Annotated in this window: 11 protein-coding genes; 1 reads left to right on the top strand and 10 read right to left on the bottom strand. The window is 45.7% G+C overall.

From position 1 onward, the window contains the following. Positions 1–90: 90 nt before the first annotated feature. Together ACETK5_RS14270 and ACETK5_RS14275 are read right to left on the bottom strand one after the other, a co-directional pair. Entirely contained in the window at positions 91–453 is a 363-nt protein-coding gene (locus tag ACETK5_RS14270; RefSeq protein ID WP_326117612.1) for a hypothetical protein, read from the bottom strand. A 755-nt stretch (positions 454–1,208) separates the two neighbouring features. After that, on the bottom strand, positions 1,209–2,039 hold the full coding sequence (locus ACETK5_RS14275; protein WP_394056383.1) for a hypothetical protein: 831 nt from the start codon (positions 2,037–2,039) through the stop codon (positions 1,209–1,211). Between the two features lie 208 nt (positions 2,040–2,247). On the opposite strand from ACETK5_RS14275, the gene ACETK5_RS14280 reads away from it, so the two are divergent. Further along, complete coding sequence (locus tag ACETK5_RS14280) at positions 2,248–3,294, top strand: CotH kinase family protein (protein WP_394056384.1); 1,047 nt, start codon at positions 2,248–2,250, stop codon at positions 3,292–3,294. A 161-nt stretch (positions 3,295–3,455) separates the two neighbouring features. Here the strand turns inward: ACETK5_RS14280 and ACETK5_RS14285 are convergent, their stop codons facing one another. The 8 genes from ACETK5_RS14285 to ACETK5_RS14320 form a co-directional block, all read right to left on the bottom strand. Further along, positions 3,456–4,172 (bottom strand): DUF899 domain-containing protein, encoded by a 717-nt coding sequence (locus ACETK5_RS14285; RefSeq protein ID WP_394056386.1) that lies wholly within the window; start codon positions 4,170–4,172, stop codon positions 3,456–3,458. Positions 4,173–4,376: 204 nt separating this feature from the next. Further along, the gene (locus ACETK5_RS14290; RefSeq protein ID WP_326112570.1) at positions 4,377–4,727 is read right to left on the bottom strand and encodes a DUF2512 family protein; all 351 of its coding nucleotides are present in this window, start codon (positions 4,725–4,727) and stop codon (positions 4,377–4,379) included. A 102-nt stretch (positions 4,728–4,829) separates the two neighbouring features. Then, positions 4,830–6,251: a sensor histidine kinase gene (locus ACETK5_RS14295; protein ID WP_394056388.1), complete on the bottom strand. Its 1,422-nt coding sequence runs from the start codon at positions 6,249–6,251 to the stop codon at positions 4,830–4,832. A gap of 3 nt (positions 6,252–6,254) precedes the next feature. Beyond that, positions 6,255–6,962 (bottom strand): response regulator transcription factor, encoded by a 708-nt coding sequence (locus ACETK5_RS14300; RefSeq protein WP_394056390.1) that lies wholly within the window; start codon positions 6,960–6,962, stop codon positions 6,255–6,257. A gap of 91 nt (positions 6,963–7,053) precedes the next feature. Next, positions 7,054–9,258: a M1 family metallopeptidase gene (locus ACETK5_RS14305; RefSeq protein WP_394056392.1), complete on the bottom strand. Its 2,205-nt coding sequence runs from the start codon at positions 9,256–9,258 to the stop codon at positions 7,054–7,056. A gap of 26 nt (positions 9,259–9,284) precedes the next feature. Continuing rightward, positions 9,285–9,650, bottom strand: a complete 366-nt coding sequence (locus ACETK5_RS14310; RefSeq protein WP_100536757.1) for a YxeA family protein — start codon at positions 9,648–9,650, stop codon at positions 9,285–9,287. 22 nt (positions 9,651–9,672) lie between these two features. Beyond that, entirely contained in the window at positions 9,673–11,610 is a 1,938-nt protein-coding gene (locus ACETK5_RS14315; protein ID WP_394056394.1) for an ABC transporter permease, read from the bottom strand. After that, positions 11,597–12,364, bottom strand: a complete 768-nt coding sequence (locus ACETK5_RS14320; protein ID WP_100536755.1) for an ABC transporter ATP-binding protein — start codon at positions 12,362–12,364, stop codon at positions 11,597–11,599. The genes ACETK5_RS14315 and ACETK5_RS14320 overlap by 14 nt, the downstream gene beginning before the upstream one ends. Positions 12,365–12,586: the final 222 nt, after the last annotated feature.

A 12,586-nucleotide genomic window follows, 5' to 3' on the forward strand; every position in this document is an offset into this window, starting at 1 on the left:
ATTTCTCAGAGCTTGTTAAATAGCAACCCCACCGCCAGATGAACTGTCAGTGGGAAGTCTGAAACTTTCTAAAAATTTAGCGTATCAGCTTTAGGGCAGATGGATCGATTTAATGTGATCCATATGCAGGTAAATGTCGTCTCCGCCGGCGAGAACCAATTGAATGATTTTATCATTGACGGATTTCAGCAATCCTTTTTTGTGGGGATGTTCGCCGAGATCGAATATGACGAGCTGCCCCTCAAGCTTTTTTAATTGCTGGTCCAAGGTGCGGGACAGTGCAACACCGGAAGGCTGTACTGGAAAATGTTCTTGGCTGAGACTGTAAGGGGTCATGTTGGGCGGATACGGTATCAGATATTTGACGTGGTTAACCGGAATATAAACCGCCTGATGCATCGGTGAGTGATACACAAAGAAATCGTTCATAATGCCCGTCACATAACCATGCAATGAATGTGAGCCTCCCAAGTATATTTCCGTAAAAACGCCCCTGGAATTCATCAACATTTTGCGATATGAAATATTGGTGAGATCAATCTTAGAATCAGGACAGCTATCCATTGCAGGGTTTTCCCATTCTTCATATAAACGTAAATGCTGTAAATGATGGATTGGAGTATATATATATTTTGAATTGGAATATAACACCAGAACGTCGCTTCCCATATCAATGAATTCTCCATGAAGCAGCGTCTTGCAGCCCGAAAGCTCCAACTCAACACGTTTGCCTATCATTGAACGTAATGGCTCCATCTCTTCCCTCCTTACAAAAAAACTTCGCTGCGTAACGGATGGCTTCGACATCATATAACTAGATCTTAAGCATCACGAATCACCATCACCTAACGCCTGCGCCTGCATATATTGTTGATATCGAACGACAACGTGCATGCTTATAACTGCAATAGTCGAACTGGATAAACATTCCCCTGAAGGAAGCATTGGATGCCTTCGGCAGCCAATGCTCATTCAGAGGCAAGACATGAATAATGCACGCACAATGATATCGGTAAGGGGCTGAATCGGGGGAATATTCATGCAACTCACCTTATAAAAGAGGAGAACGCAATGATTCATGTGAGGTGTTTCGCTGCGGAGGACTAACATTGGTTACGTTTAAATTCCTATTGCTTCCTATATAAAATGAGTGAGCAGAAGATGGCTGGAATTGGATGTTATTACACCGTTTGTAATGGAACGATAAGTTACTCGCCGCCATTTCTCCGTTTTCCGCTGCGATTCCGGTTGCCGGAGCGGTTATTGGAACGGTTGCCGCTGCGATTGCGCTTGCCGGAACGGTTCCTGGATTGGTTGCCGCCTGTCCAATTCATCCAGTCTCCGCCAGTCTGGTTGCCTCTCGTTTGGTTACCTCTCGTTTGGTTACCTCTTGTTTGGTTACCTCTTGTTTGGTTACCGCCTGTACGGTTTCCTCCTGATTGGTTGCCCCCCGTACGGTTTCCTCCTTGGTTGCCTCCCGTACGGTTTCCTCCTTGGTTGCCTCCCGATTGGTTACTGCCTGAGCGGTTGCCTTGCGATTGAGATTGGTTGGATTGGTTGCCTTGAGAGTTGCTATTTTGATTCTGATTTTGATTTTGATTGCCGCCGGATTGGTTATTCCCTCCGCCACGAACAACCGTGATCGATTTAATATGGCTAACAGGGATGTGAACGACCTCTTGACCTTTTACGGTTAAGATCAGATAGTTCTGGTTCACGTCAACGATGATACCCTCCAGTTTTTCTGGTCCGCCGCGATTAATTTTAACAAGGCGATACCGAAGGGCTTGCATGACTCCTACGAAGTTGTATGCCGTGATCGGATTTACGATGCTTTCTCTCGCTCCACCGGATTTACCTGTATCCGTAATGCTCTTGACATGATCGTCTTTAACATAAACGAAACCGCCATCAGCAACTGCAACCAGGTAGTCTGACTGAGCATCGAGCAGAAGACCTTCGATTGAATCCGGTCCGCCGCGGTTGATCTTCACGTTTCTTCCTACCAGATTCCCGAAACCAAACCTGTTATAAGCCATGTTCATGCTCCTTTCGAGGATTCATATTTCGACAGATCATGAATGGTATATTTCAGGTGTCATCTTGACCGCATTGGATACCCCTCAATTGTCCATCAGGTCTATCGGTAATATATTCATATGTTTCCCGTAATAGAAAGGAACTGGTTTAATATAATCGAATCATATAAAATCAACGATAGTCTACCAGTTTGAAGGAGGTAGCTTCATGCCCTTGCCTGTGTATCGCGTAACTATCAAAGACAAGGATTATGAACAGTTAAAAAGCAATATTTGGTCAAATCATTTTGTGCCTGCACAGCTGGTTAGCGGTGGAAAAAGAATACCCATACGTATTCGCTATCGTGGAGGGCATACACGTGAATACCCGAAAAAATCCTATGAAATTAAAACCTCAAAATATACCTACCACTTCAATGCCGAATATGATGACCCTTCCATGATTCGAAACGCCCTCTCCTTTCATTTTTTCAATTCCATCCATGTGCCAAGCCCGTCGACCCGCCACTGCGTGCTGCATCTGAATCATGAGAATCTGGGGGTATACCTTAATATTGAGGCAGTCAAAACTCCCTTTTTTCGTAAGCGGGGAATTCCCGTGCGCAGCATTATTTATGCCGTTAACGACAATGCCGATTTTACGGATAAGCGTTCATCCGGTAAATCCTCCTTCTCGGGTTATAACCTGATCAAAGGTTCCGAACGCGATCGTGTGAAGCTATCCAACTTCGTACAGCAGATTCATCTAAAAGTAGGTGCCGAATTGCAGCAGTATCTCCGTAAGCACCTGGACATCGAAAATTATTTGCGGTGGTTATGCGGCGCGGTATTAACCGGGAATTATGATGGCTTTAATCAGAATTACACTTTGTTTGAGCATGGAAAAACTCGAACTTACCGCATGATCCCGTGGGACTACGAGGGAACCTGGGGAAGGAATTGCTATGGAAAATTAGTAGATTCTGACCTCGTGAAAATTCAAGGTTATAATAAGCTGACCGAGAAAATATTATCCTTCCGTCCGCACAGGCAGAGGTATAAAGCTCTCCTGTCAGGGTTTCTTGAGTCGGTATTCACCGTGAGGCGCCAACTGCCGATCGTATACAAAATGCACAATGCGATTGCGGACCATATCTATAAGGACCCTAATCATAAGTGGAGCGACAAGGTGTTTGACTCCGAACCGGATACGATACGTAAATATATTGATCAGCGAAGACAGGACATCATGAATCAATTGGGCAGATTGGATTAAACGTCAAAAAAACAAGGCTGCCTTCATGATGATATTATCCCCTCCAAGTAAACGATTGTGCGCATTCTTCGCACTGCCTACTAAAGGGTTAATATCATTTTCCGGCGGCCTTGCAGTGGTCTTATCGTTCAGTATCCTGCTCCTTTTATGATTTTAGGCCACTATCCGTGGTATGCAGAATAGGTGTGAAACACTCGATCGCCGACCCGGAGAAACCAGCTTCTTCCTGGCAGCTCAATCGACTGCTTGCCTTCAAAGTCTAGTGGATTACCTTCCTGCTCATACTCCGCTTTGGTGCGGTAATTATATTCTACAGGAGTCACGGCCTCATCCAGCGTAACGTGGAAATCGTAGTTGAAATCACTGCCATACGAAGAGTACCAAGGGAAGCTCCAGCCCTTGCGGTCTTTGTATGCCTCGATCTTTGCCAGTGGTGCACGGGAGATGTATACAAAAGAGGTGTCACGGTCATGCATCAACTTCAGGTGGTCATCTGAAATCTCGGCAGCACCGGCTGAGCAGCCTGGGCAGCCCTGTTCCCAGTCCGGGTCAAACATGAAGTGCCCGACGATGAGTTGACTTCGACCGTCAAATAAGTCCAGCAGTCTTGCCTTGCCGTCAGGACCTTCGAAGATGTAATCCTTGTCCATCTCGACCATGGGCAGGTTTCTTCGTTCAACCAGCATCGCATCCGGTTCATGGGTAACTTCGTTCTCTTTCGCTAACAATGCCTTACGAGCCACGAGCCACTCGTCCCGTGACACGATTTTGGGAGATTCCTCTCCAGTCTCTTTGGCCATCAGTTCCTTACGATCGAATAGCCACGCATCCGGGGATAGGACTTTTGGAAGCTGCAAATGATTTTCTCCATTTTTCATAATGAAATTCTCCCTTCATGTATTTTCTTAAGTTTATCTCTAATAGCAGCTGAAAATTTCTTCTCAATTGCTCAAAAATCAAGAATTATAGCCTTGCCCTTTCAGCAAAACCTTCTTTTCGATATATAAAAATAAAGAAGCCTGATTTCAGGCTTCTTTTCGGATCGCGCGTTATGTGTTTGTTTCATAGATTCCATTCTGGTTTTACGAGGCTCGCTGTCTTTTTTTAAACAGATTCTCGCCCCGAAGCCACATATGATATAAATACTCAAAGCTTCCTGCAAGTACCGCGATTAACAGGACCTCCGAGAAATTAAGGTTCCAGTTCGCAACGCTGCCAATGATCCACAGCATAACAAATACTAAGCCGGCATCCGCGATCGTAGCCATCATATTGCTGGTGCGGGGCAGAATATATAAATCCCCCACCAAATAAGCAACGATACCAATTCCTAATGCCGTCAATATAGCCCCTGTGAACGAAGCATCGGTAAGCCCAACAAGCAGTGCCGTAATCAAAACTCCATGCACCAATAACTTAACAAGCAGTTTCATAAACTATACACTCCTTTTAACGGTAGTGTAACCTGCTTGCATCATTATTACTCTTAACCAAGATCCCTAACCGTCGGAAAACCATCATGGATATCGGACGCTCTAAGGACGCCCCAGTTTGATTTCCATAACCGTGCCTTGGTCAACTTTGCTATGCACCTGAATATGTCCTCCATGCGCGATCACAATGTCATGCGTAATGGCCATGCCAAGACCTGATCCCTTATGGAGTTCCCCCGTATGGGTCCCACGGTAATAGCGATCGAAGATCCTTCCGAGCTCCTCCTGCTTAATGCCTTTTCCATTGTCTTGCACACGAATCCCGATCTGCTCTTCCTTCTTCTCGACCTCGACCTTGATTGAAATATCCTCGCGGTTATGAACAATCGCATTATAGATCAGATTGCTTATTGCTCTGCGTATCAGAATATCGTCAACCTCGATTTTAATGACCTCATGACTGCTCTTAAAATCAATATCCCGGTTGGCGTACCTGGGGTCATTGAGGGTATCGATCACGACATTGCGTACCAGGCTTACGATGTTTACATTTTTCATATTTAACGTCAGCTCTTTATTCCTCAAGCGGGTGGACAGATTCAAGTCTTCGATCACGTCACTCAAATATTTGGACTTTCCTTCAATGATCCCGGCGTAATCCCGTATTTCGTCTATGGAAAACTGATATTCCGTGTCCTTTATCATCTCCGCATAGCCTTGAATCGAAGCAAGCGGCGTTTTGATATCATGCGAGATATTTCCGATCCACTCTTCCTTCATCGCATCCAATTTCTTTCTTTCCATCTCGCTTGATTTCAGCTCTTGGGACAAAAGATTGATATTGGCGAACACGTCCTTATATATCCCCTTAGGTTGATGATAGACGGTATAATCACGCCCAGCCAAACGCTTAATGCTGTCGATTAAGATAAACATGGGTTTGGTCAGCCGCTTGCTGAAGATATAAGCGATACATAAGGCGATGAATCCGTCAACAATGATAATGGACACACTAAAAACCTTAAACGTCTGCGCGAAGTTCCGTGAATCGATGGTTAACACTTGCCGCTCCAGGTATGGGGTCGTAAATCCAACCAAGTAACTGTAACGATGTTCGAAGCCTGTCTTTTCACCAATAAAGACGGTGGAAAGGACTTCCTTCTCGACATACTTATATATCTGTACAATATCGATGGGGGCGTACTTGGTTTTGGCCTCTTCCGGAGCAAGATAACGGTAGATTTCCTCACCATCCTCATCCAGAATTTGAACCCACGCCTGATTCTTCTCCAGAATCTCCTTGCCCTTCTCGCTTATGGTAGCACCCGATTCCGATATTACGATATGTTCCTGAAAGGATCGGGATATCGATTCTGCTGAGGTTTGCCTATTTAAGAGAGGGAGATCCTCATTTACCGCTTGTAGAATGAATAAGCCGATAATCACCACGATGTTCATAATAATAACGATGACGACGATAAGAACCACGGAGACCAGATACCTGCCTGTCAGCTTCCACTTCATCCCTTATTCATCCTCTACGACAAGCTTATACCCAAGTCCTTTTACCGTGAGGAGATACCGGGGATTGGAAGGGTCCTCTTCTATTTTCTCCCGCAGCCTCCTGATGTGAACCATCACGGTATTATCAAAACCGAAGAATTCCTCACCCCATACCTGATCATATAAACTTTCCTTGCTAATGATCTGGCCCGGATGTTTAAGCAGCAGCGTAAGCAGCCCCAGCTCTTTCGGTTTCAGTGGAATGACCTTCCCGCTCTTCTTCAGCTCCACCTTCGCTTCATCTAATTCAAACGGCCCTTTCTTAATTACGCGATTCGGTTTGTCCTCATGCTCAGAAACATCCGGTCTCCGAAACCGGGCTTTGATCCGGTAAGCCACTTCCTTCGGACTAAATGGCTTGGTAATGTAGTCATCGCCGCCGATGGCGAAGCCCAGGATTTTATCAATTTCTTCTGTCTTCGCGGATAAGAAGAATATCGGAACATTGGAGACGCTTCGGATTTTCTTGCACACTTCGTATCCTTCTCCGTCCGGAAGCATGATATCCAGAATGACAAGATCGGGCTGCCATTTCTGGAATTCAAGCCAGGCCGCTTCCGCTGTTCCCGCAGTATACACCTGGTCGATGCCTTCCTTGATCAGCACGGTTTGAAGAAGCCTGACAATATCCGCCTCATCATCAACGACAAGTACCTTTTGATCAAACGCCAAATTCGTTCACCCCCTGCTATAACCAACATTTTTCCCACCTGCCAAGCTGCTATTCAACAGCGTTTGGAGAGTCGAGAAGGGAACTTCAAGCTTACTCCTCCGCAAAAAACTTCGACAGCGGATTCTCCACTTTTTTATCTAACACCACCTTGCCCTTCTTGTCCAACACATAATACTGATAATAAGCGCTCGTGAATCCGATAGATTCCTGCATGTTCGCCATGTAGGTCTCCAAGACCTCGTCTGTTACATGATCACCATTCCAAAAATAGTGAAGCATTAAGCGATTTTGATTGAATGGATGCTTGATCGCATATGCCCCGGAAGCACTCGGTTGATTCATGGTATCCTTCCAGGCAAAGCCCATTTTGTTCGCCCGCTCGATAATACCGGATTTCAGCGCCTGCACCACCCCGTTTGATTTACCGTTGCCGATCACGATCAGATTGCTTGTCCCCAGTTCCTTCTTCAATTTCTTTTTTAATACCTGGCGATCCCGAATAACATCATATTTCACTCCGCTGATATCCAGAAGCATCGTTAGCTGGTTCACCATGGCTTCTTGCTGCTTGCGTGTTTGAGTGCTTACTTGGTCGCTCAGAACGATCGATAACGGCTCTCCATGAAGAGCCTTCTCCATGATGCGGCTCATCGTTTCGTAGGGCAAGCCTGGAATTTGGGTTAGGGCTGATTGATACAGCAATTGAAACTGATCATGCAAATATGCGGTTTTTTCTGCGTCCGACAGTTGGTATTCAGGCTTAAGAACAAAACCCGGTTGATATAAAGCCGTGGCCATTTCGTTTCGCGCCTCTTTTCCGAGCACGTCTTCAATCGTTTGGAGAAGTCCCTCAATTGTGGCATTTTTATATACATAGCGTTTGAAATATTCCCTCATCAAGTGGTCAAACTTCTCTTCGCCAACGGACCGGTACAATTGGTATATCGCTTGGCGACCTTTTTCGTAATAAACCGGACTAGCCAAGTCCCCCACCTCGTCATTGGTCGATGCAATAGCAAGTTCCACCTTGGAATCGTCAAATTGAATGGATTTAAAACCATTCAGCTTATCCCCCAACTTCTCGGCAAAATACACCTTGGAAAAATCGGCAAAACCTTCGTCCAGGAACGATTCCTTCTCCGAATCGTTCCCGATCAGAGCGTGGAACCACTGATGCGCGATTTCATGAATGAATACCGTGTCCTGCGTGGGATCGGCTTTACTGTGAACCTGTCCCATCTGGATGACCCGCGAATATTCGATAGCCACGCCTTCCACGTAAGACTCGACAATACGGAATTCCGGATAAGGATAAGCGCCGTATTTATCACCAAAAAATTCGATCGCTTTAAATGCCTGATCGATATACCGATCCATGACCTGTTTCTTTCCGGGTTCGTTATCAAAATAAAAATATTCGATCGTCAAGCCGTCGCGGGTAGCGCTGTTTACTTTGAAATTGGGACTGGCAAAGAATACGAATTCCCTTGTATTGTTGGCAACAGTGGAAACAACCTTGCGGCCAGGTTCCACGTTATTCCGTGTCGTTATCGTGCCTGGCATCGCCACCTGATAAGCGTCGGGAACGTTGAACTCTACTTCATAATCTGCAGAAGTATAATAATCGCTTTCGAATGATGGACTGTAAGGGGTCGTATTCCATTGATGCTTCTCTTCATCATAGACCGACAAAACCGGAAACCAGTGAGCGCCATTTACAATATCTTGATAATACGACAACCGCTGCGAACCATACGGAATGTTCAGAGAGAAGTCCATATGTACCGTTATCGATGCGCCCGGTTGTATGGGCTCCTTCAATCGAATCGTCAAAGCCTGATCTTCATTATGGAAAACAAGTGATTGGCCGTTTGCGTTCACTTCCTGAATATCAATACCTCCAAGAAAATCTTCCGGCTTCTTATCCGGATGGTTCTTGCTGATTTCTTCGTTTGATCGTTTAAACATGGACGTCTGTGTCGATTTTGAACGGTTCGCATCCGCATAGGTGTGGAATACCAGCTGATTCAACGTATCCTGACTGGTGTTTCGATAGGTAACCATGCTGCTTCCCTGTATGGTCATGTCCTTCTCGTTCAGTCTCGCCTGAATGTGATATTGAATCGGTGCATGCGCTTCGTCGCTCTCTGAAATTCGTGAAATTGCAGTAGGGGAAATAGCTTTTGCCGCTACACTACCCGCGCTAATGAGCGGGCATGCAGTCAATGTCAATGCAAGTGAGCCGATGATAACCTTTTTCGATAGAATCGTCGTTCTTTCTTTTACATGAGTCACGTTAATCTCTCCCTCTGATATCGTCCTTATTTTCCTAACGTTTCGAGCTTTACTTTGGCTTGTTCCGGAAGCTTGTCTGCCTGTACCTCTTGATAGGAGCTGACACCCTTTTCTTTGACGTATAAACGCAGGTACGCTTCCTTGCGCAGTTCTTTGTTCGCCGTAAAGGTCAACGTCTTCGCTTTCCCTTCTTTGTTGAATCCCTCCAAGGTGTACTCATAGTAGATGTACTTCTCCCCGTTATCTGCTTTGTCTTCCACTTTGGTTCCATCTTGAATTTGCACATAATATGAATCGGTCCCGAAGCGGTTAATGTTCACATTTTGAATAAATACAACAAATCCAATGAGGATGGCGACAAGAATGCCGCCGAAGATCATCGTTTTTTTCATGACTCTACTCCTTTATGATAGGTTAATTTGTTTTGGTTACAATTTTATAGTAGGACCTAACGGTCACGACGTAATAGATCAAATAAACACAGGTATAGACGCCCATACAGATCACAACTGGAATCACAAGATTCATATGCAGAAGTTTGGACAAAGCTGAAAGCGCGACAGCGCAGTGGGCAATGCCGGCAACGAGCGGCAAAGCAAAGATGAACAGGACTTGCTGGGCTATGCTCTTTTTAACCTCACGCCGATTCACGCCGATTTTGTTTAAAATCTGATATCTTGCCTTGTCCGAATTGGCTTCGGTTAATTGCTTGAAATAGATGATGCTGCCGGTCGCCGTGAGAAACACAAGCCCCAGGAATCCTCCCATAAAAATCAACAGGCCTGACGATTCCATTCCTCTTGCATAATCCTGATAATAGCTGGCGAATGCCGCGCCTTCCGGCAGGACGCCTTCAATATCCTCCGTCAGCTGCTTCGCTTTGTCTTGATTCGATAGGCCATATGCCTCCAGCATGAAGGTGTTTGTCTGCTTCTCCAATTGCGTAAACAGCTCATCGCTTACCACCATAGTAGAATAGACCGTTCCCATATTCAGCACGCTGTATTTCTTCAATTCCTTAAAGGTAATTTGCTGCTCCTGCTTGTTTTGTTTGAGAGTGACTGTAGAACCCACATACGCCGGTGATATTCCTTCGAAATAGGCCGGGTCCATGGCAACTGCCTCTTCTCTCCTTAAAGTAATGGTGTCTTTGCGGCCCTGCGCCTTCGCCAGCTCGTTGAAATCATGCTGGGATATAATGCTGAATGTTTGAATGTCATGCAAGAATGCCTCGCTAAGACCTCTAACATCAGCATCCACTTCCAAGACAGGGACGGACACATGATATAACAGCTCGTGATGCGGAGTAGAGTCTATCAACTCGTCGACTCGCTTCGTCATGCTGCTATCCCTATCGCGGGAGATCCACATCATGCTGTTCGGATTCGCTTGCTGTGCGCTGCTTGCATTGCTGTAATAGAAGCTGTACGCCGTCCCAACAGCAGTCAGTGTTGTGGCGCTAAGCACCGCAATGATCGTCAGCGTCCGCGCGTTTCCTTTGATGCGATATAGAAGCTGGGAGACGCCGATCATGTTCATCCCGTTCCAGAATCGGTTCTTGTTATTTCTGGATAATTTCAACAACGTAACGGTCAGGGTACTGAACAGCAGATACGTTCCAATAATCACCGTCATCAGGATAACGAGTGGCGTTAGCATGAATCCCATCGCCGCCCAGGCCTTGGATTGCAGCAGGTTCTGCAGAGCAAGCCAGTATCCGGTGCCTATGAATGCCAGAGACAATAAGGCGGTGATCCATGAAGCCTTCGGTTCCCTTTCTCCCTCCTGATCCGCATGAAACAACTCAATCAATTTGAAACGGTAGATCAATCGGTAACCTTGCAGTGACGTAATAAGCGTAATGATCATGAACACGATGGTGGTGTTGATGATGGCCGCAGGCGATATCGAAAAATTCGACACTGCGTCATAACCCATGACCTTCATTAATAGGGATACAAAGAAACGCGTCAGCACCGAGCCGAGAGCAATCCCTGCCAGTAGAGCTAGCACACCCATCAGAAAATTTTCATAAAATAACATCCGGCCGATTTGTTTCTTCCGAACACCGAGCAGCGAATATAATCCGACTTCTTTCTTGCGCTTGCGGGTAAAGAAGGAATTGGAGTACCAAATGAATATAGCCACGAATATGATCAGCACGACGGCCGCAGCGCTAAAGGCCGAACTGATTTTTGTCGACCCTTCCGTTGCGGACTGGATCGCAGTATCATATTTTAGTGAAACAAAAGTGAAATAAATGACGATACTAAAGATCATCGAAGCAAAGTACAAAAAGTAATTCGTGAAATTTTTGCGGATGTTTTTTCTGGCAATGCTAAACAGTGTCATCATGCTCACCCCCAAGTGCAGCCAGTACCTCCAGGATCTGATCAAAAAACACCTTGCGCAGTTGGTCTTCTCTATGAAGCTCCTGGTAGAGCTGTCCGTCTTTTATAAAAATGACGCGTTTGCAGTAGCTTGCGGCATAAGCATCGTGAGTGACCATCATGATCGTGGAGCGATGGAACTCATTCAGTTTCTTTAAACTTTGCAGCAAGCTTGTTGCCGACTTGGAATCCAGAGCCCCCGTCGGTTCATCCGCTAATATGAGGCTTGGATTGGCAACGATAGCGCGTGAGGCTGCGGTACGCTGCTTCTGACCACCTGAGATGTGATAAGGATATTTATCCAAGATATCGCGAATGCCGAACGTATCGGCGATCTCGTTAACCCGTTTCTCGATTTCGGCCGCAGGCACCCTGGACAACGCCAGGGGAAGCAAAATATTTTCTTTGACAGTGAGCGTGTCCAGCAGGTTGTAGTCCTGAAATATAAATCCGAGCTGGTTCCGGCGAAAATCGGACAGCTGCTCCTCGTCCATCGACACGATATGTTGTCCGGCAATCGTAATATCGCCTGCCGATGGTGTATCGATCGTCGAGAAAATATTCAGCAGCGTGGATTTGCCTGCCCCGGAAGGTCCCATAATGCCAACAAATTCGCCTTCCTGAATTTCAAGATTGATATCTTGCAATGCCGTATATTGATTCCCTTGAATACCGAAGGTTTTTTCTACATGTTTTGCTTGTAATATAGTTGTCATATTGCGTTCTCCTTCAAGTCGTTGTTAGTTGAGCACAGTTGTAATTATAGAAGGCGAACCTTACACGATTTTTATACGAACCTTACATAAAGCTTAACAAACTAGTGGAGAACACTTACACGAACCTGCTTGCCCAGAACAAAACATAAAACCCGCAGCATGGACATGGCCATGGCGGGCTAAAGCGTTCTATTATAAAAGTCTTCATAATCCTTGTTCGAG

The sequence above is a fragment of the Paenibacillus ilasis genome (genome assembly GCF_043195395.1).
GTDB lineage: Bacteria > Bacillota > Bacilli > Paenibacillales > Paenibacillaceae > Paenibacillus_AQ > Paenibacillus_AQ lautus.